At 60.1% G+C, this 22548-nt stretch carries 17 protein-coding genes; 12 read left to right on the top strand and 5 right to left on the bottom strand.

The features are described from left to right. The first annotated feature begins 148 nt into the window (after positions 1-148). From hrpA to BLQ55_RS15320, 7 genes are all read left to right on the top strand, one after another. Complete coding sequence (gene hrpA / locus BLQ55_RS15350) at positions 149-4060, top strand: ATP-dependent RNA helicase HrpA (RefSeq protein WP_092255081.1); 3912 nt, start codon at positions 149-151, stop codon at positions 4058-4060. Between the two features lie 337 nt (positions 4061-4397). Next, positions 4398-5519: a beta-ketoacyl-ACP synthase III gene (locus tag BLQ55_RS15345; RefSeq protein ID WP_092254948.1), complete on the top strand. Its 1122-nt coding sequence runs from the start codon at positions 4398-4400 to the stop codon at positions 5517-5519. Positions 5520-5708: 189 nt separating this feature from the next. After that, positions 5709-6320 carry an RNA polymerase sigma factor gene (locus BLQ55_RS15340; RefSeq protein ID WP_092254945.1) on the top strand — a complete coding sequence of 204 codons (612 nt, stop codon included), beginning with the start codon at positions 5709-5711 and terminating at the stop codon, positions 6318-6320. Next, positions 6314-6550, top strand: coding sequence for an anti-sigma factor family protein (locus tag BLQ55_RS15335; protein WP_018607575.1), 237 nt, complete (start codon positions 6314-6316; stop codon positions 6548-6550). The genes BLQ55_RS15340 and BLQ55_RS15335 overlap by 7 nt, the downstream gene beginning before the upstream one ends. 292 nt (positions 6551-6842) lie before the next feature. Further along, positions 6843-8153 (top strand): OprO/OprP family phosphate-selective porin, encoded by a 1311-nt coding sequence (locus BLQ55_RS15330; protein WP_092254942.1) that lies wholly within the window; start codon positions 6843-6845, stop codon positions 8151-8153. A gap of 198 nt (positions 8154-8351) precedes the next feature. After that, positions 8352-9455, top strand: a complete 1104-nt coding sequence (locus tag BLQ55_RS15325; RefSeq protein WP_256326587.1) for an RHS repeat-associated core domain-containing protein — start codon at positions 8352-8354, stop codon at positions 9453-9455. A gap of 90 nt (positions 9456-9545) precedes the next feature. Next, on the top strand, positions 9546-10670 hold the full coding sequence (locus BLQ55_RS15320; RefSeq protein WP_092254937.1) for a GNAT family N-acetyltransferase: 1125 nt from the start codon (positions 9546-9548) through the stop codon (positions 10668-10670). A gap of 211 nt (positions 10671-10881) precedes the next feature. Here BLQ55_RS15320 and BLQ55_RS15315 read toward each other — a convergent pair whose 3' ends face one another. From BLQ55_RS15315 to BLQ55_RS15300, 4 genes are all read right to left on the bottom strand, one after another. Next, on the bottom strand, positions 10882-12714 hold the full coding sequence (locus BLQ55_RS15315) for an ABC transporter ATP-binding protein (protein WP_092254934.1): 1833 nt from the start codon (positions 12712-12714) through the stop codon (positions 10882-10884). 83 nt (positions 12715-12797) lie between these two features. After that, positions 12798-13361, bottom strand: a complete 564-nt coding sequence (locus tag BLQ55_RS15310) for a peptidylprolyl isomerase (RefSeq protein WP_092204642.1) — start codon at positions 13359-13361, stop codon at positions 12798-12800. A 4-nt stretch (positions 13362-13365) separates the two neighbouring features. Next, the gene (locus BLQ55_RS15305) at positions 13366-14169 is read right to left on the bottom strand and encodes an alpha/beta fold hydrolase (protein ID WP_092204641.1); all 804 of its coding nucleotides are present in this window, start codon (positions 14167-14169) and stop codon (positions 13366-13368) included. A gap of 14 nt (positions 14170-14183) precedes the next feature. After that, the gene (locus tag BLQ55_RS15300) at positions 14184-15107 is read right to left on the bottom strand and encodes a PA3225 family LysR-type transcriptional regulator (RefSeq protein WP_060738713.1); all 924 of its coding nucleotides are present in this window, start codon (positions 15105-15107) and stop codon (positions 14184-14186) included. Between the two features lie 50 nt (positions 15108-15157). Here BLQ55_RS15300 and BLQ55_RS15295 point away from each other — a divergent pair, with 50 nt between their 5' ends. From BLQ55_RS15295 to BLQ55_RS15280, 4 genes are all read left to right on the top strand, one after another. Continuing rightward, entirely contained in the window at positions 15158-15472 is a 315-nt protein-coding gene (locus tag BLQ55_RS15295; RefSeq protein ID WP_060738712.1) for a hypothetical protein, read from the top strand. Between the two features lie 150 nt (positions 15473-15622). Then, the gene (locus BLQ55_RS15290) at positions 15623-16222 is read left to right on the top strand and encodes an FMN-dependent NADH-azoreductase (protein ID WP_072341417.1); all 600 of its coding nucleotides are present in this window, start codon (positions 15623-15625) and stop codon (positions 16220-16222) included. A gap of 299 nt (positions 16223-16521) precedes the next feature. After that, on the top strand, positions 16522-18390 hold the full coding sequence (locus tag BLQ55_RS15285) for an ATP-binding protein (RefSeq protein WP_092254930.1): 1869 nt from the start codon (positions 16522-16524) through the stop codon (positions 18388-18390). A gap of 141 nt (positions 18391-18531) precedes the next feature. Further along, a complete protein-coding gene (locus BLQ55_RS15280; protein ID WP_092254927.1) occupies positions 18532-19398 on the top strand; it encodes a carboxylate/amino acid/amine transporter in 867 nt (288 codons plus the stop codon). A gap of 113 nt (positions 19399-19511) precedes the next feature. Here the strand turns inward: BLQ55_RS15280 and BLQ55_RS15275 are convergent, their stop codons facing one another. Then, positions 19512-20810 carry a mechanosensitive ion channel family protein gene (locus BLQ55_RS15275; RefSeq protein WP_092254926.1) on the bottom strand — a complete coding sequence of 433 codons (1299 nt, stop codon included), beginning with the start codon at positions 20808-20810 and terminating at the stop codon, positions 19512-19514. A gap of 193 nt (positions 20811-21003) precedes the next feature. Here BLQ55_RS15275 and BLQ55_RS15270 point away from each other — a divergent pair, with 193 nt between their 5' ends. Next, positions 21004-22350: a DEAD/DEAH box helicase gene (locus BLQ55_RS15270; RefSeq protein WP_092254923.1), complete on the top strand. Its 1347-nt coding sequence runs from the start codon at positions 21004-21006 to the stop codon at positions 22348-22350. Positions 22351-22548: the final 198 nt, after the last annotated feature.

The raw sequence follows: 22548 nt of genomic DNA, 5'->3' as shown, positions 1-22548 counted from the left end.
GCCAGCATTAATGTCGACTGACACACCGCCATCGCGAGCAGGCTCGCTCCCACAAGGGAACCGCGGGGCAGACTGCCATGTGTCGGCGCCGCGCGCGCAAATCTGCGACAATCCGCCCCTGCATAAACCGACGACCCTTGCGTACCTGATGACTGACCAAGCCCCCGCTATCGACAAGCTGCTGAAAAACCTCGACCACGCCATGCTCGCCGACCGTCACAGGTTGCGGCGCCAACTGCTCGAGCTGCGCAAGAAGCCCGACGAGGCCAAGCTGGCCCAGTGGGTGACGCGCATGCAGGCGTCGTGCGACCAGGTGCTGGCGCGCAAGGCGAGCCTGCCGGTGATCCGCTATGACGACAATCTGCCGATCGCCGCCAAGCGCGACGAAATCAAGCAGGCATTGCTCAAGCATCAGGTGCTGATCATCGCCGGCGAGACCGGGTCGGGCAAAACCACGCAGTTGCCGAAGATCTGCCTGGAAATCGGTCGCGGCCAGCACGGCTTGATCGGCCACACCCAACCGCGCCGGATCGCCGCCCGCAGCGTCGCGAGCCGTGTCGCCGAAGAACTGGCCACGCCGTTGGGGGCGCTGGTGGGTTATCAGGTGCGCTTCGAGGACCAGAGCGACGCCAACACCCTGATCAAGCTGATGACCGACGGCATCCTGCTGGCCGAGACCCAGAACGATCGCTACCTCGAGCGCTACGACACGATCATCGTCGACGAAGCCCACGAACGCAGCCTGAACATCGACTTTCTGCTGGGCTACCTCAAGACCCTGCTGCCGCGCCGCCCGGACCTCAAGGTGATCATCACCTCGGCGACCATCGACCTGGAGCGTTTCTCCAAGCACTTCGATGACGCGCCCATCGTGGAAGTCTCGGGCCGCACCTTCCCGGTGGACACCTGGTATCGCCCGCTGACCCTGGAGCAGGACGAGGAGGGCAACCGGGTCGAGGACGACTTGACCGTCGACCAGGCGATCCTCGCCACCCTCGATGAAATCGCCGCCTACGAGCGCAGCGAGCGTCGCAGTCCTGGGGATGTGCTGGTGTTTCTGCCGGGCGAGCGGGAGATTCGCGACGCGGCGGAGATGCTGCGCAAGGCCCAGCTCAAGCACACCGAGATCCTGCCGCTGTATGCGCGGTTGTCGCCGGCCGAACAGCAGCGGATCTTCCAGTCCCACCCGGGCCGTCGCGTGGTGCTGGCGACCAACGTCGCCGAAACCTCGCTGACGGTGCCGGGCATTCGCTACGTGATCGACAGCGGTACCGCGCGCATCAGCCGCTACAGCTACCGGGCCAAGGTCCAGCGCCTACCCATCGAAGCCATTTCCCAGGCCAGCGCCAACCAGCGCAAGGGGCGTTGCGGGCGGGTCGAGCCGGGGATTTGCGTGCGGTTGTACAGCGAGGAAGATTTTCTTGGGCGGCCGGAGTTCACCGATCCCGAGATCCTGCGCACCAACCTGGCGGCGGTGATCCTGCAGATGCTGCACCTGCGCCTCGGCGAGATCACCGATTTCCCGTTCATCGAGCCGCCGGACGGCAAGGCCATCAGCGACGGTTTCAACCTGCTGCAAGAACTCTCGGCGGTAGACCGCAACAGTCAGCTGACCCCGCTCGGTCGGCAGTTGGCGCGCCTGCCGGTGGACCCGCGCATGGGCCGCATGCTGCTGGAAGCGGCGAAGCTGGGCAGCTTGCAGGAAGTGTTGATCGTCGCCAGCGCCATGTCGATCCAGGACCCGCGCGAACGTCCGCCGGAGCGTCAGCAGGCCGCCGACCAGGCCCACGCCCAGTGGAAGGACCCGGATTCGGACTTCGCCGGGCTGGTCAACCTGTGGCGCGGTTTCGAAGAGCAGCGCCAGGCCTTGACCGCCAGCCCGCTGCGCAACTGGTGCCGCAAGAACTTCCTCAATTACCTGCGCCTGCGCGAATGGCGTGACTCCCATCGCCAGTTGAGCCTGATCTGCCGCGACATGCAGTTGAGCCTCAATAAAGAATCGGCGGATTACCCGAAACTGCACAAAGCGGTGCTCTCGGGCTTACTCAGTCAGATCGGCCAGAAAACCGAAGAGGGTGATTACCTCGGTGCTCGCCAGCGGCGGTTCTGGGTCCACCCCTCGTCGGGCCTGGGCAAGAAGCGGCCGCAGTGGCTGATGACCGCCGAGTTGGTGGAAACCACCAAGTTGTACGCGCGTATGGTGGCCAAGATCGAGCCGGACTGGATCGAGCCGCTGGCCGGACACCTGATCAAGAAAAACCACTTCGAACCCCATTGGGAGAAGAAGCGCGGGCAAGTGGTGGCCTATGAGCAGATCACCCTGTTCGGGCTCATCGTCGTCGGCCGGCGGCCGGTGCACTACGGTCCGGTGGACCCGGTGGTGTCCCGTGAGCTGTTCATCCGCGAGGCGCTGGTGCGCGGCGAGATCCAGTCCAAGGCCAAGTGCCTGGGCGCCAATACCCGCTTGCTGGAGCAACTCGACGAACTGGAAGCCAAGGCCCGTCGCCGCGACATCCTGGCGGACGAGGAAACCCTGTTCGCGTTCTACGATGCCCGTTTGCCGGCCGAGATCCACCAGACCGCGACGTTCGACAGCTGGTACCGGATCAACAGCCAGAAAGACCCGCAATTGCTGATCATGCGCGAGGAAGACGTGTTGGCCCGCGAGGCCAGCGAGGTCACCGCCACGCAGTACCCCGACACCTTGCGTGTCGGCGACCTGACGTTGCCGCTGAGCTACCACTTCGAGCCCAACCACCCCCGCGACGGCGTGACCTTGCGCGTGCCGGCGCCGTTGTTGCCGATGCTGCCGCCGGAGCGCCTGGAATGGCTGGTGCCGGGGATGATCGAGGCCAAGTGCATCGCCCTGGTGCGCAACCTGCCCAAGGCCCTGCGCAAGAACTTCGTGCCGGTACCGGACTTCGTCAAAGCGGCGCTGCAACGTATCACCTTCGCCGAAGGCTCGTTGCCGCAGTCCCTGGGCCGTGAGTTGCTGCGCATGACCGGGGCGCGGGTCAGCGATGAAGCCTGGGCCGAAGCGGCCCAGCAGGTGGAAAGCCATCTGCGCATGAACCTGGAAATCGTCGACGGCCAGGGCAAGTTCCTCGGCGAGGGCCGCGACCTGGCCGAGCTGACGGCACGCTTTGCCGAGGCCAGCCAGGCGGCCTTGGCCGTGCCGCAAACGGCAAAAAGCCAGGCACCGGTGGAGGCGAAGGTCTTCGCACCGGTGGCCGAGAAAACCCAGCAGAAGATCGCCGGGCTGTCGATGACGGTCTATCCGGCACTGGTGGAAGAGGGTGGCGTGGTCAAGGAAGGGCGCTTCCCGACCCCGGCCGAAGCCGAATTCCAGCATCGCCGCGCCTTGCAGCGCTTGCTCATGCAGCAATTGGCCGAATCGGCCAAGTTCCTGCGTGGCAAGCTGCCGGGGCTGACGGAGCTGGGCCTGCTGTACCGCGACTTGGGCCGCATCGACGGCCTGGTGGAAGACATCCTGCTCGCCAGCCTCGACAGCTGTGTGCTCGAAGGTGAAGCGAGCCTGCCCCGCGACGGCGCCGCCCTGGCTGCCCTGGCCGAGCGCAAGCGCGGCGGCTGGACCGAACACGCCGAACGCCTGGCGAAGCTGACCCTGGACATCCTCAAGCTCTGGCATGGCCTGCAAAAACGCTTCAAGGGCAAGATCGACCTGGCCCAGGCCGTGGCGCTGAACGACATCAAGCAGCAGCTCAGTCACCTGGTGTACCCGGGCTTCGTGCGGGAAACCCCGCATCAGTGGCTCAAGGAGTTGCCGCGCTACCTCAAGGCCATCGAGCAACGCTTCGAGAAGCTGGGCAGCCAGGTGCAGAAAGACCGGGTCTGGAGCGGCGAACTGTCGAACCTCTGGGCCCAATACCAGGCCCGCGCCAGCAAACACGCCCAGGAAGGCAAGCGTGACCCGCAACTGGAGTTGTACCGTTGGTGGCTGGAGGAATACCGAGTGTCACTGTTCGCCCAGCAACTGGGCACCAAGGTGCCGATTTCCGACAAGCGCCTGGGCAAGCAGTGGGGGTTGGTGGAGGGTTGATCAAATCCAGATGACACCATGACCCCCTGTGGGAGCGAGCCTGCTCGCGATAGCAGAGTATCAGCCACCACATCGGTCACTGACAAACTGCTATCGCGAGCAGGCTCGCTCCCACAGGGTGTTTTATTTCGTCAGTAAGGGAGAATGGGCCAAACCCCAGCGTTTATGGCAAACTTCGCGCCTATAAATGCCGGTTCCGTGGTTTTGAGCTTCAAGGCCACGGGCGGATCCGGAATAAAGCGATGCCAGGGCTGCTTCCCCGGATGGGAAAAGTCCCTTTGTGTATTGGTACGTCGGTGCCAATACTTTCTGCCTGAACAGATCAGAGACACGACCCATGCATAACGTCGTCATCAGCGGCACCGGCCTTTACACCCCGGCCAACAGCATCTCCAACGAAGAGCTGGTGCAATCTTTCAATACCTATGTCGCGCAATTCAACGCCGACAACGCCGATGCCATCGAGCGGGGTGAAGTCGAGGCATTGACCGAATCGAGCGCCGCGTTCATCGAAAAGGCCTCGGGCATCAAGAGCCGCTTTGTCATGGACAAGGACGGCATTCTCGATCCGCAACGCATGACCCCACGCCTGCCCGAGCGCTCCAACGATGAGTGGTCGGTGCTCTGCGAAATGGCCGTCGGCGCTGCGAAACAGGCCCTTGAGCGCGCCGGCCGCACGGTCGCCGACATCGACGGCGTGATCGTCGCCTGTTCCAACCTGCAGCGTGCCTACCCGGCCATCGCCATCGAAGTCCAGGAAGCCCTGGGCATCGAAGGTTTCGGTTTCGACATGAACGTGGCCTGTTCCTCGGCGACCTTCGGTATCCAGGCCGCGGCCAACAGTGTGCAACTGGGTCAGGCCCGGGCGATCCTGATGGTCAACCCGGAAGTGTGCACCGGCCACTTGAATTTCCGCGACCGCGATAGCCACTTCATCTTCGGCGACGCGGCCACTGCCGTGATCATCGAGCGGGCGGACCTGGCGACCTCGCCGTATCAGTTCGACGTGGTCAGCACCAAGCTGCTCACCAAGTTCTCCAATAACATCCGCAACAACTTCGGTTTCCTCAACCGCGCCGCGGAAGAGGGGATCGGCAGCCGCGACAAACTGTTCGTCCAGGAAGGTCGCAAGGTGTTCCGCGACGTTTGCCCAATGGTGGCCGAACTGATCGGTACCCATCTGGAAGAAAACCAACTGAACGTTGGCGACGTGAAACGCTTCTGGCTGCACCAGGCCAACTTGAGCATGAACCACCTGATCGTGCGCAAACTGCTGGGGCGCGAAGCCACCGAAGCGGAAGCCCCCGTGATCCTCGACCGCTACGCCAACACCAGTTCGGCTGGTTCGGTGATCGCGTTCCACAAATACCAGGATGACCTGCCCAGCGGCTCGGTCGCCGTCCTCAGTTCCTTCGGTGCCGGGTATTCGATTGGCAGCGTGATTTTGCGTAAGCACTGATGACTGGCAATGGGATGTATTGTGGCGAGGGGATTTATCCCCGCTGGGCTGCGTAGCAGCCCCAAAGCAGGCAATGAATACATCCTGCTGCACCGCAATGGCAGATATCAGGGTCGCTTCGCAACCCAGCGGGGATAAATCCCCTCGCCACAGAAAAATCATCAGTCCTTCCAGGCAATGGGATGTTGAATGACGGTCACCGACGACACCCTCCTGCTCCAACGCCTCCTGGCCGGTGAACAGCAGGCCTACAGGGAACTGGTCAGCACCTACCAGAGCCCGATGCGTGCCGTGGCCTATGCCATCGTCGGCAGTCGCCATGTCGACGAAGTGGTGCAGGACGCCTGGCTGTCCGTGGTGCGCAATCTCAGTGGTTTCCAGGGGCGTTCCAGCCTCAAGACCTGGCTGTTGACCATCACGGCGAACGCCGCCAAGGGCCGCTACAAGCAGAATCGGCGGGAAGTGCTGCTCGATGACCTCCCGGCCCCCCACGGCACCCTCGGCGATGACCGTTTCGCCGCTGACGGCCATTGGCTGCTGGCGCCGTTCGCCTGGCACCAGGACACGCCCGAAGCGCTGCTCACGATGAGTGAATTGCGTGATTGCCTGGAGCACACGTTGCTCAGCCTGTCGGAACTGCAAGGCAGCGTGTTGACCCTGCGGGAACAGCAGGATCTGGAGCTGGACGAAATCTGTAATCTGCTGGGTATTTCGCTCTCCAATGTACGTGTGCTGTTGCATCGTGCCCGACTGAAGGTCTTCGCGACTGTTGAACATTTCGAGGAAACCGGCGAATGCTGACCTGCAAGGAACAAGTGGCGCGCTCCAGCGATTATCTCGATGGACAATTGAGCTTTCGTGAACGCCTGATGGTGCGTCATCACTTGATGTTCTGCCCCAATTGCCGACGTTTCATCCGTCAGATGCGCCTGATGCAGGCGACCCTCAAAAAACTGCCGCAACCACCGATTCCCGACCTGGATCACCTCGCCGAGAAACTCGCCGCCGAGCGTCGCAAAAACATCCGCTGACACCTGACACATCACCCCCTCCCTTTGTGGGAGCGAGCTTGCTCGCGATGGCGGCGCATCAGGCAACAAATCTGTCACTGATATGCCGCTATCGCGAGCAAGCTCGCTCCCACATGGGGGCTTGCCGTTGCGCTGGATATTCCCATTCGAAGTAAAAAGTTCCGCTGTCATAAAATCTTTATGTGATAGCAACTCGCCTGACACAACCGGTCGCCAAGATCCCCTCCCAACACCAGCGGGCCCAGTTCCGCGTGTTTTCTAACGCATAGACTACCAACAGGGGAATTCTTCGATGATCCGTAAGCACTTCGCAGGTGTTGCCGCCAGCGCACTGGCAATGGCAGTAACCGCCCAGGCTTTCGCCGGCACCGTCACCACCGATGGCGCCGATATCGTGGTCAAAACCAAGGGCGGCCTCGAGGTCGCTACCACGGACAAAGAGTTCAGCTTCAAGCTCGGCGGTCGTTTGCAGGCTGACTACAGCCAGTTCGATGGCATCTACACCGACAACGGCAAGTCGGCCGATGCCGCTTACATCCGCCGTGCGTTCTTGGAACTGTCCGGCGTGCTGTACACGGATTGGGCCTACACCATCAACTACGACATGTCCCACAACAGTGGCGACTCCGATAATGGCTACTTCGACGAAGCGTCCCTGGCCTACAACGGCTTCAAGCCGGTGTCGATCAAGGTCGGTCGCTTCGACCCCGACTTCGGCCTGGAAAAAGCCACCAGCTCCAAGTGGGTCACCGCACCTGAGCGTAACGCCGCCTACGACCTGATCGACTGGACCAACAGCCACCAGAACGGCCTGGGCATCCAGGCCTCCAGCACCTTCGCCGATTCGTTCTATGCTTCGGCCGGTGTGTTCAGCAAGGACACCGACGACACCGACGGCGACAGCGTCAAGCAAGTCAACGGTCGCTTCGTCTTCGCTCCGATGCACGAAGCTGGCAACGTGCTGCACTTCGGTCTGAACGTCGCCTCCCGTGACGTGTCGGACACGGTGTTCGATGCACGTTATCGTTCCCGCCTGGGCATGCGTGGCGTTGAAACCCTCGGCGGCAACGACGCCGGCCCTAACGGTAACCGTCCGGTACTGGGCGGCGCCAACAACTCGCCGGCCGGTTCCTACGACCGTGACACCGCGTTCGGTCTGGAAGCCGCTTTCGCCATGGGCCCAGCGTCGATCCAGGGTGAATACATCACTCGCAAGACCAAGGCTGATGCCGACGGCTTCGAAGACATCAAGGGCCACGGCTTCTATGTCCAGGGCGCCTACACCCTCACCGGTGAGTCCCGCGGCTATAAAGTCGGCAAGTTCGACGCCATCAAGCCTCAGAACAAGTCCATCGGTGCCTGGGAAGTGTTCTACCGCTTCGACAGCATGACCGTCGAAGACGACAACATCACCACCGCCAGCGCCACCCGTGACGTCGGCGATGCCGAAGCCAAGGTGCACAACCTGGGCGTGAACTGGTACGCCAACGAAGCGGTGAAAATCACCGGTGCTTACATCAAGGCTAAGACCGACAAGGTCACCAACGTCAATGGCGATGATGATGGCGACGGTTTCGTCGTCCGTGCCCAGTACGTGTTCTGAAACGCGCTGACTTGATATAGAGCTCTTTCTTCATCCGTTAAAGCTCCTTTTTCGACCCCGCCTCTGGCGGGGTTTTTTTTGAGCTGCATTTAGGTGAAGCACTGTATGGGCAGTCACCTGTCAACCCTGACAGTTTCGACGTGTCAGAAAAGCGTGTTTACTTTCTTCAGTCCCAATGGACTCATGTGGAGAGTCGTCATGGCGGAATCAGATAAAGCAGGTCAGCCTGGGTCCAATGGACCCGTCTCAAACAAGGGCGACAAGAGCGCCTGGCCGACCGAAACGGCTACTCGCTTCCACTATGACGCGCTTGATCGCTTGATCGGACGCACTACATCCGCCGGAAAGGAACAAGGATTCTACCGAAACGATGAGTTGGCGAACGAGCTCAGTGGGGCTGTCAGTACAACCTTCGTGCGTGTAGAGGGCGTTGTGCTCGCTGAATGCCAAATCGGTGGTGAGACTCATTCCAGATTGCTGATGTGTGATGACAAGAACAGCGTGTTGGGTGAGCTTACTCAGCTGGGACTCAAGGGCATCGCTTATTCACCGTACGGCCATCGTACCGATGAAGCATTATTGAGCAGCCACTTGGGATACAACGGCGAGCGGTGTGAAAGGCAAACCGGGTGGTATTCGCTCGGCAATGGTTATCGAGTGTTCAATCCGCGGCTGATGAGGTTTCACAGCCCGGACAGTTTGAGCCCGTTTGGAAAGGGGGGGGTGAACGCATATATGTATTGCGTGGGGGATCCGGTTAACAATGTGGACCCTACAGGGCATACAGTTGCAGGTGATATTTTAAGATTTTTCCGGGTTACCACTAATTCGCCTAGTTATCTTCCTGGTGCTACCAGCTCGCCCAGCAGTTTTCTCAGAACTAAGGCGAATAAAATGACGGACGCATCTATTAAAACTATATCGCTTGATGATATCGAGGCTCTCAAACAAAGAAAGCTGTTTTACGAAACCACCGCTGCTGCGAGGCGAGCAGATCATGTGACTAATTTGTTTAATATGCGTTTGGAGCGATCATTTGCTCGGGCTGGGCATGAGCGCGCTATTCAAGCGTCTTTACTGGCTAGTAAGGAATACGAATTCGCTAAATTGAATCGCGGTGGGGATGGTATTACCAAGCATAGCGCTTTAGATTTCAAAATAATAGCAGAGGCTTACAGGAGGGGAGTGGCAATAAGAAGTGAGGCGGAACAAGAAGCATATTTTATAAAGTTTAAACTTTCAGAGGAAGAGATGAGAAACATTCGTGGTACGAATGTTTATAGAGCTCCATCCGGACAGTGAAGAGCAGGCTGTAAACCTTTCCGCTTGTCGTTCCTCTTCTCCAAATCGGCGATACTCTCCCCATTCGCCGCCTGGACTTCGGGAATCCTCATGCCGCTTCATGTTCTGAACAGCCTATCCTCCATCGCGCCTCAGCAGTGGGACACCCTGGTACCCGCCAACCAACCATTCCTGCGCCACGCCTTCCTCAGCACCCTGGAAGACAGCGCCAGCCTCGGCCCGCAATCCGGTTGGCAGCCTGAACATTTGCTGCACATCGAAGGCGGTCGTCTGCTGGCGGCCTTGCCCAGTTACCGCAAGTGGCATTCCTACGGTGAATACGTGTTCGACCACGGCTGGGCCGACGCTTGCGCCCGTGCCGGCATCGATTACTACCCCAAGCTGTTGACGGCGGTACCGTTCAGTCCGGTCAGTGGTCCGCGACTGTTAGCGGCGCGGGTGGAGGACGGTCTGGAGTTGCTGGGCAGCGTGCCCGGCTACCTGGAAATCGAAGGGCTTTCCAGTGCCCACGTCAACTTCACCGATGCCTTCACCGACGCGGCACTTGCCGGGCAAGAAGGCTGGCTGCAGCGGATTGGCTGCCAGTATCACTGGCAAAATCGCGGTTATCGCGACTTCCAGGATTTTCTCGACGCCCTCAGTTCCCGCAAGCGCAAGCAGATGCGCAAGGAACGCGAACAAGTGGCGGGGCAGGGCATCGCGTTCGAATGGCTCGAAGGTCATCAGTTGGACGAGGCACAGTGGGATTTTGTCTACGCCTGTTACGCCAACACCTACGCGATACGACGGCAGGCGCCGTACCTGACCCGGGCGTTCTTTAGCCTGCTGGCCGAACGCATGCCCGAGGCGATTCGTGTGGTGCTGGCCAAGCAAGGTTCACGGCCGGTGGCGATGGCGTTCAGCCTGGTGGGCGGCGACAGCTTCTATGGACGGTACTGGGGCTGCCTGGCGGAGTTCGACCGGTTGCACTTCGAGACCTGTTTCTATCAAGGCATGGACTACGCGATTGCCCATGGCTTGCAGCGCTTCGATGCCGGCGCCCAGGGCGAGCACAAGTTGATTCGCGGGTTCGAGCCAGTGATTACCCGCTCATGGCATTACTTGCGTCATCCGGGGTTGAAAGTGGCGGTGGCGGATTTTCTCGTGCGCGAGCAGGAGGGGGTGCTGGCGTACGCCGAAGAGGCCAGGGCGGCACTGCCGTATCGGCAGGGCTGATATCCCAGGATTGGCACCGAACCCTGTGGCGAGGGGATTTATCCCCGCTGGACTGCGAAGCAGTCCTAGAACCAGATCACTCGGTTGTGTCAGGCTCGAATGAGTTAACTGTATTGGGGCTGCTTCGCAGCCCAGCGGGGATAAATCCCCTCGCCACAGTAAGGTAAGCCAGTCAGGTCCTTATCCATAGGGCCTGACCCATCCCCTCCGCTCAGTCGATCCCCACGAACCCACCCGTCTGATGCTGCCACAACCGCGCATATAACCCGCCCTGGGCCAGCAATTCGGCATGGCTGCCGGTTTCGGCGATGCGGCCATTTTCCAGCACCACCAATCGGTCCATCCGGGCGATGGTGGAGAGGCGGTGGGCGATGGCGATCACGGTCTTGCCTTGCATCAGGGTCTCGAGGCTTTCCTGGATCGCCGCCTCGACTTCCGAGTCCAGCGCTGACGTCGCTTCGTCCATGATCAGAATCGGCGCGTCCTTGAGCAGCACTCGCGCGATAGCGATGCGCTGGCGCTGGCCGCCGGACAATTTCACTCCGCGCTCACCCACATGGGCATCGAAGCCGGTGCGGCCTTCGGCGTCCGACAGCAATGGGATGAATTCATCGGCCCGGGCCTTGTGCACGGCTTCCCAGAGTTGCGCATCGGTGGCGTCGGGTTTGCCGTAGAGCAGGTTTTCGCGAATCGAGCGATGCAGCAGCGAGGTGTCCTGGGTGATCATGCCGATGCGCTCGCGCAGGCTTTCCTGGCCGACTTCGGCGATGTCCTGGCCGTCGATGAGGATGCGCCCGCCTTGCACGTCATAGAGGCGCAGCAGCAGGTTCACCAAGGTGGATTTACCCGCGCCGGACGGGCCGATCAGGCCGATTTTCTCACCGGGCTCGATGGTCAGGTTGAGGTCGCCGATGACCCCGCTTTTCTTGCCATAGTGGAAATCCACATGCTCGAAACGCACCTCGCCGCGAGCCACAGCCAGGGGCTTGGCCTGGTCGCGGTCGGTGACGCTGACCGGCTGGGCGATGGTTTGCAGGCCGTCCTGGACCATGCCGATGTTTTCGAAGATGCCGTTGACCACCCACATGATCCAACCGGACATGTTGACGATGCGGATCACCAGCCCGGTCGCCAGGGCAATGGCGCCCACGCTGATCAGCGACTGGGTCCAGAGCCACAGTGCCAGCGCGGTGGTGCCGACGATCAGCAGTCCGTTCATGCTGGTGATAACCACGTCCATGCTGGTCACCACGCGGCCAGCCAACTGGGCTTTTTCGGTCTGTTCCTGGATGGCTTCGCGGGCGTATTGCTGTTCGAAATTGGTATGGGCGAACAGCTTCAGGGTGGTGATGTTGGTGTAGCCGTCGACGATCCGCCCCATGAGTTTGGAGCGGGCATCGGACGACACCACCGAGCGCTCCTTGACCCGTGGCACGAAATAGCAAAGTGCGCCGATGTAGGCGGCAATCCACATCAGCAGCGGGATCATCAGGCGCCAGTCGGCTTCGGCGAACAGCACCAGGGAACTGACGGCATAGATCAGTACGTGCCACAGGGCATCCACCGCCTGGACCGCCGAGTCGCGCAGGGAGTTGCCGGTCTGCATGATGCGCTGGGCGATGCGCCCGGCGAAATCGTTCTGGAAGAAATTCAGGCTCTGCTTGAGCACGTAGCTGTGGTTCTGCCAGCGGATCAGGCTGGTCATGCCGGGGCTCAGGGTCTGGTGCACCAGCAGGTCGTGCAGGGCCACGAAGATCGGCCGGAAAACCAGCGCCACCACGGCCATCCAGGCCAGCTCCAGGCCATGGACCTTGAAGAAGTCCACGTTGGGCGTGCCTTGGGTCAGGTCGATGATGCGGCTAAGGTAGCTGAACAGCGCCACTTCGATCAGCGCGCCGATCAGGCCAACCACCAGCAGCACGACGAAGCTGGGCCAGACCTGTTTCAGGTAATAGGTGTAGAAGGGCAGGACGCGGTTCGGCGGGGCCGAACTCGGGGCGTCGCGGAAGATATCGATCAGTGTTTCGAAGCGGCGAAAAACCATCTGTAAATGCCCTGGCAGGGGCTCTCCTTTTGCTGATGGGCGATGCGGGATGACCGCGCCGCCCAGGCTTGCCGTGTGCCGCTTCAGTCGATGCGCTTGGCCGACTTGATGAGCACAGGGTCGATCGGCACGTTTTGCATGCCTTGCTTGGTGGTGGTCTGGGAGTTGACGATGATGTCCACCACGTCCATGCCCTTGACCACCTTGGCGAACACTGCATAGCCGGCGTCACGGCCCGGATCGAGGAAGGCGTTGTCGGCCACGTTGATGAAGAACTGGCTGGTGGCCGAGTCCGGGTTGGACGTGCGCGCCATCGACAAGGTGCCGCGAACGTTGTGCAGGCCATTGCTGGCTTCGTTCTTGATCGGTGCCTTGGTGTCTTTCTGTTGCATCTGTGTGGTGAAGCCGCCGCCCTGGGCCATGAAGCCCGGGATCACGCGGTGGAAAATCGTGTTGTTGTAGAAACCACTGTCCACGTACTCGAGGAAGTTCTTGGTACTGATGGGGGCCTTGACCGGGTCCAGTTCGATTTCGATCTGGCCGTTGGTGGTGTCCAGCAATACATGGGGTGCCTTGGCGGGAGTCGCAGCCATCAGGTTGGCGGCAAACAGTACGGTGCTGGCGGCAAGGGCGATTTTTTTCAGCATGGGGTCAGAGATCCTGAGTGGTGGAATCGGTTGCGGTCAAAAAGTCGAGCAGGGTTTGGTTGAAGCGTTCGGGTTGATCCAGCGGGGTAGCGTGCCGTGAATCGGCGATGACCACCAGATGCGCATTGGGGAGCCGCTTTACATAGGCTTCTTTCAGCGCCACCGGGGTGTAGTCGTGGTCGGCGCAGATGACGAGGGTTGGACAGGCGACCTGTGAAAGTCGTTCCTGAACGCCCCACCCCACGATTGCATCGAAGCTGGCGAGATAAGCACGTTTGTCGTTCTTTGCCCAGCGCCGGGCCATTTCCAGGCGTAACTCGGTTTGCTCGGGCTTGGGAAACAGCTTGGCGCCCAGGGCCTTGCCGATGGTTTCCAGGCTGAGGATGCGCATCAGGCTCCAGCGCTTGAACCATTGCCAGCAATCGTCGGGCGTGCGGACCTTGACCTCTGGCGCGCTGTTGACGATGCACAGGCTCCTGATCCGTTCGGGCTCATCCACCGCCAATTGGAAACAGATCATGCCGCCCATGGACCAGCCCACCAAATGCACCGGGCCCAGGTCCAGGTGATCGATCAGGGCGCTCAGGTCGGCACTGAAACCTTTGATGCTGTAGCGCTCGCGGGGTTTGTCGGAACGGCCGTGCCCGCGCACATCCATCACGATCAGGCGGTAGCGGGCGGACAATGCCGGGATCTGCTTTTCCCAGTCGCGGGTGCTGGAGCCCAGCCCATGGACCAGCACCAAGGGCGTGCCGTGGCCGTATTCCTCGTAGTGCAGGTCGCATCCTTCGTGCGCAAAATAGGCCATCGGCGAAATCCTTGTCAGGCTTGTTCAGGGGCGGCGAACGGCGCATCCAGCGGCGCGGTGTCGAAGGTGCGCAGCAATTCGATCAGGATTTGCGTGGCCGGGCCCAGGGGTTTTTCCTTGTTCGAGAAAAGATAGAAGGTCGAGTTGCGGCTGCCTCCCTGTTCCAAGGGTAGACGCTTGAGCACGCCTTCCTTGAGTTCCCGTTCGATCATGTGCCGGGGCAGCCAGGCGAAGCCCAGGCCGCTGCCGACAAAACTCGCGGCGGTGGCCAGGCTGCCCACGGTCCAGCGCTGCTCGGCGCCGAGCCAGCCGACGTCGCGAGGCTGCTGGCGGCCGGAGTCGCGGATGACCACTTGCAACTGGCTTTCCAGGTCCTGGAAGTTCAGCTCGCGATTGAGGCGGTGCAGGGCATGCTCGGGATGGGCCACCGCGATGAACTCCACGTCGCTCAACTCCGCCCCCAGGTAACCGGGAATGCTGAAGCCGCTGATGGCCAGGTCGGCCACGCCTTCGAGCAGCACTTCCTCGACGCCCGACAACACTTCTTCGCGCAGCCGCACCCGGCAACCACGGCTTTGCGGCATGAACGCGGTCAAGGCGCGGACGAGGCGGGCGTTGGGGTAGGCCGCGTCGACCACCAGGCGCACTTCCGCTTCCCAGCCCTGCTCCATGTGGTGGGCCAGGTCTTCCAATTGGCTGGCCTGTTTCACCAGTTGCCGCGAGCGGCGCAGCAGCACCCCGCCGGCTTCGGTCAGCACGGCCTTGCGTCCGTCGATGCGCAGCAACGGCACGCCGAGCTGATCCTGCATGCGGGCCACCGTGTAGCTCACGGATGACTGGGAGCGATGCAGCACTTCGGCGGCCTGGGCGAAACCGCCGTGGTCGACCACGGCCTGCAAGGTGCGCCATTGATCCAGGGTCACGCGGGGCGCTTTCATATCGGGCTCCTCTTGTCCTAAGCTGGCGGTCCCTTGGTGGAGACTGCCGAATGAAGAAAATCTGTTGTGTGGTGCTGGCCTTGCTGCCACTGACTGCGTTTGCCTACCCGATCGATGTGGAAAAACACCTCAACGGCCTGAGTATCGACTACACCGCCTATGACACCGATGCCGACATCGGCTCTATCCAGGTCAACAATTACGGCAGCACCGACGCGGCCTGCACCGTGGTGTTCAACAACGGTCCCGAGGCACCGCGCACCCGCAAGATCGAAGTCGCCGCCGGCAAGTTCAAGAACGCCACGGCCAAGTTCAACCGCAACATCATCAAGCTGCGCATCAAGCTGACCTGTCAGCCGAAATAGCCCGGCAGTGAGGCAGGCAATATTGCTTGCTCCGCTTATAAACGAATTTATCGATGCTTTACAGCAGTTATTTGCGCTTTTTCATCGATATGATCGCGTTTAACCTTCACTCCATCGACTGACAACATTCTCAGATGGAGCCTACAAGCCATGTCCCGCGTTCTGATCATCGAAAGCAGTGCCCGCCAGCAAGACTCGGTGTCCCGTCAACTGACCCAGACCTTTATCAGCCAGTGGAAAGCGGCGCACCCGGCCGATGAAATCAGCGTTCGCGACCTGGCCGTCAATCCGGTGCCGCACCTGGATGCCAATCTGCTGGGTGGCTGGATGAAGCCGGCCGAGCAGCGCAGCGACGTTGAAAACGCCTCGCTGGAGCGTTCCAACCAACTGACCGATGAACTGCTGGCCGCCGACGTGCTGGTAATGGCTGCACCGATGTACAACTTCGCCATTCCCAGCACTCTGAAGGCCTGGCTCGACCATGTGCTGCGTGCCGGCGTGACGTTCAAATACACCCCCACCGGCCCTCAAGGCCTGCTGGCCGACAAGCGCGCCTTCGTGCTGACCGCCCGTGGCGGCATTCACGCCGGCGGCAGCACTGACCATCAAGAACCCTACTTGCGCCAGGTCATGGGCTTCATCGGGATCCACGACGTGACCTTCATCCATGCCGAAGGCATGAACCTGGGCGGCGACTTCCAGGAGAAGGGCCTGAATCAGGCCAACGCCAAACTGTCCCAGGTCGCCTGATCCGTTAATCCTCGGATAATCGCCAGGTGGTCTAGTGGCCTGGCGCTTCCCTTCAAATCGTTTTGCGCATCGAACCTCCCTTTGCACTTTTTGCTCCTGAGTGCATCAGCCCGATTGAACGCTTTAGCGAGATCGGGCTTTTTTTTGGGGAATAGAAATAACCACCACCTGACATGAACGGCCCCTCAAGCCTTGAGGGCTGGGAGATAGACAGGCCGCAAACTCACTCGGATTGGGCAAGTCCGTCGACGTCTGGCTGTGGTAATTTATGCGCCGAATTACAGTAGGGAGGCTGTGATATGTTAAAAATCAAACGGCAAACATGGGCTTTATTTCTGGCCTATCTCATAGGGGCAGGTGGCTATATCTACTACCTCTATGTCGAGACGCAAAGCGTCCTTACTGACAACATTAATAACAAATTGCTGCATGCCGCGCTGGGTGCTTCGGCCATCCTCGGCGACCGTTACCATGACAATCTGGTCGATAAACAATCCAAATCGCAAGCGCAGGACTGGGATACTATCCAGCGCCTCTCCGGCTTCAACGAGTCCATGGGCACTGCTTTTGTCTATAGCGTGATCAAGCGAGGTGCAAAGGCCTACCTGGTCAGTTCCAGTGCATCGAAAAAAGAAATTCAAGAGAAGAATTTCGTGCGTTTTTTCGACCCTTATCCCGATGCCAGCCAGGCTTTACTCGATAGTTTTAAGCGTACCGAGCCAACCTGGATCGACTACTCGGATCATTGGGGTGATTTTCGCGCGGTTTTTGTCCCCTTAAAATCACAAGACGGTACGGTGTATGTTGTCGGGGCGGAAATTACCTTGGCGGACTACTACCAACAACTTAATCATGACTCGCTGTACCACATCATCCTGGCCATCCTGATATTTCTCGCTTTCCTCCTTTTACGCATGCGCGCTCATCTCCAGCAACTGCGAGTCAATGAGCAGGTATTGAATCAGGCTAAAAATGCCGCCGAAGACGCTGATCGTTCAAAAACCAGCTTTCTGGCAACCATGAGTCATGAAATTCGCACCCCAATGTACGGTGTCATTGGCGCGACCGAATTATTGGCCCGGTCCGCCCTGGATCCCGAGCAACGCCGTCTTCTCACTACGATTCATTCCAGTGGACGGACCCTGCTGTCTCTTATCGATAACATTCTCGATCTCGCCAAAATCGAAGCGGGCAAACTTGAATTGAAACCTCGTGTTTTCGAAGTGAGAGCACTGGTTTCATCCTGTATGGAACTCATCCGGCAAAATATCCAGGACAAACCCATCGTGCTGGAGGCGCAGTTTTCCCCGGACGTACCGCCTTTGGTCAAGACCGATATGGATTGCCTTCGCCAGATATTGATCAACTTGCTGGGCAATGCGGTCAAATTTACCGAAGCCGGAAAAATATCGCTCCTGGTCACCACCAGCGGTTACGGCTCTCAAGCGTGGCTCGACTTCTCCATACGCGATACCGGCATCGGTATCCCCACGGAACGGCAAGACAATCTGTTCAAGCCCTTTGCCCAGTTTAAAGGAGCGGCTAGCCAACGCTTCACTGGGAGCGGGTTGGGTCTTTCTATCTGCAAGAACCTGCTCGAGGCGCAGCAGGGGACGTTAACGTTCACCAGTCAGCCAGGTTTGGGCTCGACATTCTCCTTCTCTCTGCCCCTGGCGCTTTTTTCAGTCTCGGAAATACCCATCAAGGATGATCATGCGGCGGTTGGCTTCGACTCGTCTTTTGCCGAGGATTATCCGCTCGATATCCTTCTGGTGGAGAACCATCCGGTGAGTCAGAAAGTGGCCATGGCGATGCTACAAGAGTTGGGTTATACCCCCGACCTTGCGTCAGATGGCCTGGAAGCGGTCAATCGTTGCATGGCTTCGACGCCAGAGATCATTCTGATGGATATCAACATGCCCGTGATGGATGGGATGGAGGCTGTGCGTAGAATTCGCGAGTTACCCCAGGGCGATACCTGCTACATCGTTGCTTTCACCGCGAGTGTTTTTTCCAGCGAGATAGAGCGTTTCAGGGCCGCGGGTGCCGATGACATCTTGACCAAACCGGCAAACTTCCAGGCGCTGACCCGAGTGCTCCAGCGTGCCGCCAGCCATCGGCACCAGCGTCAGGCCACTCCTTGGGTCGTGGATGAATTTCCAAGTTAGTGGAGTATCTGTGGGAGCGAGCTTGCTCGCGATGGCGGAGGGTCAGAAATACAGATGCTGACTGACACGCCGCCATCGCGAGCAAGCTCGCTCCCACCGTTCAAAAACGCTATCTTCGCCGTCATTCGAAACGAGGGCGGTATGGGCTATCTACTTTTTGTGACATTGATCCAGGCGTTTTCCTTCAGCCTGATCGGCGAGTACCTGGCTGGGCATGTGGACAGTTATTTCGCGGTGCTGGTGCGGGTGTTGCTGGCCGGGCTGGTGTTCATTCCGCTGACGCGCTGGCGCCAGGTGGAGCCGGCGTTCATGCGCGGCATGTTGCTGATCGGTGCCTTGCAGTTTGGCGTGACCTACGTCTGCCTGTATCTGAGCTTCCGAGTGCTGACGGTGCCCGAGGTGTTGCTCTTCACCATCCTGACGCCCCTGCACGTGACCTTGATCGAAGACGCGCTGAACCGTCGCTTCAACCCCTGGGCGCTGATCGCGGCGCTGGTGGCCGTGGCGGGGGCGGCGGTGATTCGCTACGACCGGATCAACCCGGATTTCTTCGTGGGCTTCTTGCTGCTGCAACTGGCCAACTTCACCTACGCGGCCGGGCAGGTGCTCTACAAACACCTGGTGGCCCGTCACCCGAGCGACCTGCCGCACTACCGCCGTTTTGGCTATTTCTATCTCGGTGCGTTGATGGTGGCGTTACCGGCATTCCTGCTGTTCGGCAAGGCCAATTTCTGGCCAGAAGCGCCGTTGCAATGGGGCGTGCTGGTGTTCCTCGGCCTGGTTTCCACCGCGCTGGGGTTGTACTGGTGGAACAAAGGCGCCTGCCTGGTCAACGGCGGGACGCTGGCGGTGATGAACAACCTGCACGTGCCGGTGGGGCTGCTGATGAACCTGCTCATCTGGAACCAGCACGAGGCCTTGGGGCGGTTGCTGCTGGGTGGGGCGGTGATATTGACGGCGGTGTGGATCAGTCGGTTGGGGATCCGCCAGCCTCAGCCTGCACACTGAAACCCTTTGTGGGAGCGAGCTTGCTCGCGATGGCGGAGTGTCAGTCAGCAACTATGTTTCTGATACACCGTCATCGCGAGCAAGCTCGCTCCCACAGGGGATCTGTGGTGGTTTCAGATCACCTGCTTCTGCGGCTCCGACATTGAGCTCGCCCCCAACACCGCCGGCAACAATCCCGAGCGCAAGTCCATGCCGCTAGGCTGCTGGTACAGGTTCAATCCGAACTCCGGCATCACCGCCAGCAGGTAATCGAAAATATCCCCCTGGATGCGTTCATAGTCGGTCCATGCAGTGGTGCGAGTGAAGCAGTAGATTTCCAGCGGGATACCCTGGGCGGTGGTCTGCATCTGCCGGACCATGCAGGTCATGTTCGGCTGGATCTCCGGGTGACTCTTCAAATAGGCCAGGGCGTAGGCGCGGAAGGTGCCCAGGTTGGTCATCCGCCGACGGTTGGCCGACATCGCCGCCACGTTGCCCTGGGCCTCGTTCCAGGCCTTGAGCTCGGCCTGCTTGCGGCCGATGTAGTCGGTTAGCAGGCGCACCTGGGTCAGGCGCTGTTCTTCCTCGTCATGCAGGAAGCGCACGCCGCTGGCGTCAATGAACAGGCTGCGCTTGATCCGTCGCCCGCCGGACTGCTGCATGCCGCGCCAGTTCTTGAACGACTCGGACATCAGTCGCCAGGTCGGGATCGAGACGATGGTCTTGTCGAAGTTCTGCACCTTCACCGTGTGCAGCGTGATATCCACCACATCACCGTCGGCGCCGACCTGGGGCATCTCGATCCAGTCGCCGACCCGCAGCATGTCATTGCTGGTCAGCTGCACGCTGGCGACGAATGACAGCAGGGTGTCCTTGTAGACCAACAGGATCACCGCCGACATCGCACCCAGGCCCGACAGCAGCAACAGCGGCGAACGGTCGATCAGCGTGGCGACGATGATGATCGCGCCAAACACATACAGCACCATCTTCGTCAGTTGCACGTAGCCCTTGATCGAGCGGGTACGCGCATGTTCGGTGCGGGCGTACACGTCCAGCAGGGCGCTGAGCAGGGCACTGAGGCTCAGCACCATGAACAGGATGGTGAACGCCAGGGCGACGTTGCCCAGGAAAATCATGCTGGTCTTGCTCAGTTCCGGCACCAGGTGCAGGCCGAACTGGATGATCAGTGATGGCGTCATCTGCGCCAGGCGATGGAAGACCTTGTTCTGGCGCAGGTCGTTGACCCAGTGCAGGGCCGGTTGACGCCCGAGCAGCTTGGCCGCGTGCAGGATCAGGTAGCGCGCTACCCGTCCCAGCACCAGGGCGATGACCAGCAGCAACATCAGGGCGAGGCTGGAATGCAGGAGCGGGTGCTGGTCAAGGGCACCCCAGAGGTCTTGGATGTTGACCCAGAGTTGTTTGATGTCCATGGACGAAACGGTTCTTCTATAAAGACACGACGGGACGATTAGAGCATTTAAGCCCGGTCAAGTGACCGTCGATGACAAATCGGCTTATAAAAATGCACCGATTTACCGCCGTTTGTATAAAGAAACTCGGCCTTAGCGCTCGAAACCGTTACCCTATGCAGCTGTTTTTTTGTATTTCTTCGAGGTAGCACCCGTGTTTTCCCAATTCGCCCTGCACGAACGCCTGCTCAAAGCCGTGGCCGAGCTTAAATTTGTCGAGCCAACGCCGGTGCAGGCAGCGGCTATTCCGCTCGCGCTCCAGGGGCGTGACCTGCGGGTGACGGCGCAGACCGGCAGCGGCAAGACCGCCGCGTTCGTGCTGCCGATCCTCAACCGCTTGATCGGCCCGGCCAAGGTCCGCGTCAGCATCAAGACCCTGATCCTGCTGCCGACCCGCGAACTGGCCCAGCAGACCTTGAAGGAAGTGGAGCGCTTCTCGCAATTCACCTTCATCAAGTCCGGCCTGATCACCGGCGGCGAAGACTTCAAGGTCCAGGCCGCCATGTTGCGCAAGGTGCCGGACATCCTGATCGGCACGCCGGGGCGGATGATCGAGCAGTTGAACGCCGGCAACCTCGACCTCAAGGAAGTCGAAGTGCTGGTGCTGGACGAGGCCGATCGCATGCTGGACATGGGCTTTGCCGAAGACGTGCAGCGCCTGGTGGACGAATGCGTCAATCGCCAGCAGACCATGCTGTTCTCCGCCACCACCGGCGGTTCGGGCCTGCGCGAGATGATCGCCAAGGTGTTGAACAACCCTGAGCACTTGCAGCTCAACGCGGTCAGCCAGCTGAATTCCACCACCCGCCAGCAGATCATCACCGCCGACCACAACCAGCACAAAGAACAGATCGTCAACTGGTTGCTGGCCAACGAAACCTACGAAAAAGCCATTGTGTTCACCAACACCCGGGCCATGGCCGACCGTATCTACGGTCGCCTGGTGGCCCAGGAATATAAGGCGTTCGTGCTGCACGGCGAGAAAGACCAGAAGGACCGCAAGCTGGCCATCGACCGCCTCAAGCAGGGCGGCGTGAAAATCCTCGTCGCCACCGATGTCGCCGCCCGCGGCCTGGACGTGGATGGCCTGGACATGGTCATCAACTTCGACATGCCCCGTAGCGGCGACGAATACGTGCACCGCATCGGCCGCACCGGCCGCGCCGGCAATGACGGCCTGGCGATTTCGCTGATCTGCCACGGCGACTGGAACCTGATGTCGAGCATCGAGCGCTACCTCAAGCAGAGCTTCGAGCGCCGTACCATCAAGGAAGTCAAAGGCACTTACGGCGGGCCGAAAAAGGTCAAGGCGTCGGGCAAGGCCGTGGGTGTGAAGAAGAAAAAGGTCGACGCCAAGGGCGACAAGAAGAAAACCGGTGCCAAGGCCCCGACCAAGCGCAAGACCGCCAACCGTCCGAAGACCGATGCCCCGTCGCTGGTCAGCAAGGACGGCATGGCCCCGCTCAAGCGCCGCAAGCCAGAGGCGCCTGTGGCTGAGTGAAGCGGCGGTAGTGCTTCATGAAAAACCGGACCTTGGGTCCGGTTTTTTTATGGCTGAAACTCAACCCGAACTTCGGCCAGAACCTGTGGCGAGGGGGATTTGTGGGAGCAAAGCTTGCTCGCGACACAGACGCCTCGATTTCTGAAAGACCGCATCGCCTTCATCGCGGGCAAGCCTTGCTCCCACGAATGTACCCTC

The organism is Pseudomonas sp. NFACC13-1, from assembly GCF_900104425.1.
GTDB classification, from domain to species: domain Bacteria; phylum Pseudomonadota; class Gammaproteobacteria; order Pseudomonadales; family Pseudomonadaceae; genus Aquipseudomonas; species Aquipseudomonas fluorescens_AA.
This window is presented reverse-complemented; position numbering and strand designations above follow the sequence as displayed.

Excerpts from the sequence above, each read along its gene's own strand:
- BLQ55_RS15315 (WP_092254934.1), bottom strand. The coding sequence starts at position 12,714 with ATGGTTTTTCGCCGCTTCGAAACACTGATCGATATCTTCCGCGACGCC.
- BLQ55_RS15275 (WP_092254926.1), bottom strand. The coding sequence starts at position 20,810 with ATGGACATCAAACAACTCTGGGTCAACATCCAAGACCTCTGGGGTGCC.
- BLQ55_RS15340 (WP_092254945.1), top strand. The coding sequence starts at position 5,709 with ATGACGGTCACCGACGACACCCTCCTGCTCCAACGCCTCCTGGCCGGT.
- hrpA (WP_092255081.1), top strand. The coding sequence starts at position 149 with ATGACTGACCAAGCCCCCGCTATCGACAAGCTGCTGAAAAACCTCGAC.
- BLQ55_RS15280 (WP_092254927.1), top strand. The coding sequence starts at position 18,532 with ATGGGCTATCTACTTTTTGTGACATTGATCCAGGCGTTTTCCTTCAGC.
- BLQ55_RS15305 (WP_092204641.1), bottom strand. The coding sequence starts at position 14,169 with ATGGCCTATTTTGCGCACGAAGGATGCGACCTGCACTACGAGGAATAC.
- BLQ55_RS15325 (WP_256326587.1), top strand. The coding sequence starts at position 8,352 with ATGGCGGAATCAGATAAAGCAGGTCAGCCTGGGTCCAATGGACCCGTC.
- BLQ55_RS15300 (WP_060738713.1), bottom strand. The coding sequence starts at position 15,107 with ATGAAAGCGCCCCGCGTGACCCTGGATCAATGGCGCACCTTGCAGGCC.
- BLQ55_RS15345 (WP_092254948.1), top strand. The coding sequence starts at position 4,398 with ATGCATAACGTCGTCATCAGCGGCACCGGCCTTTACACCCCGGCCAAC.
- BLQ55_RS15295 (WP_060738712.1), top strand. The coding sequence starts at position 15,158 with ATGAAGAAAATCTGTTGTGTGGTGCTGGCCTTGCTGCCACTGACTGCG.
- BLQ55_RS15330 (WP_092254942.1), top strand. The coding sequence starts at position 6,843 with ATGATCCGTAAGCACTTCGCAGGTGTTGCCGCCAGCGCACTGGCAATG.
- BLQ55_RS15335 (WP_018607575.1), top strand. The coding sequence starts at position 6,314 with ATGCTGACCTGCAAGGAACAAGTGGCGCGCTCCAGCGATTATCTCGAT.
- BLQ55_RS15310 (WP_092204642.1), bottom strand. The coding sequence starts at position 13,361 with ATGCTGAAAAAAATCGCCCTTGCCGCCAGCACCGTACTGTTTGCCGCC.
- BLQ55_RS15285 (WP_092254930.1), top strand. The coding sequence starts at position 16,522 with ATGTTAAAAATCAAACGGCAAACATGGGCTTTATTTCTGGCCTATCTC.
- BLQ55_RS15290 (WP_072341417.1), top strand. The coding sequence starts at position 15,623 with ATGTCCCGCGTTCTGATCATCGAAAGCAGTGCCCGCCAGCAAGACTCG.
- BLQ55_RS15320 (WP_092254937.1), top strand. The coding sequence starts at position 9,546 with ATGCCGCTTCATGTTCTGAACAGCCTATCCTCCATCGCGCCTCAGCAG.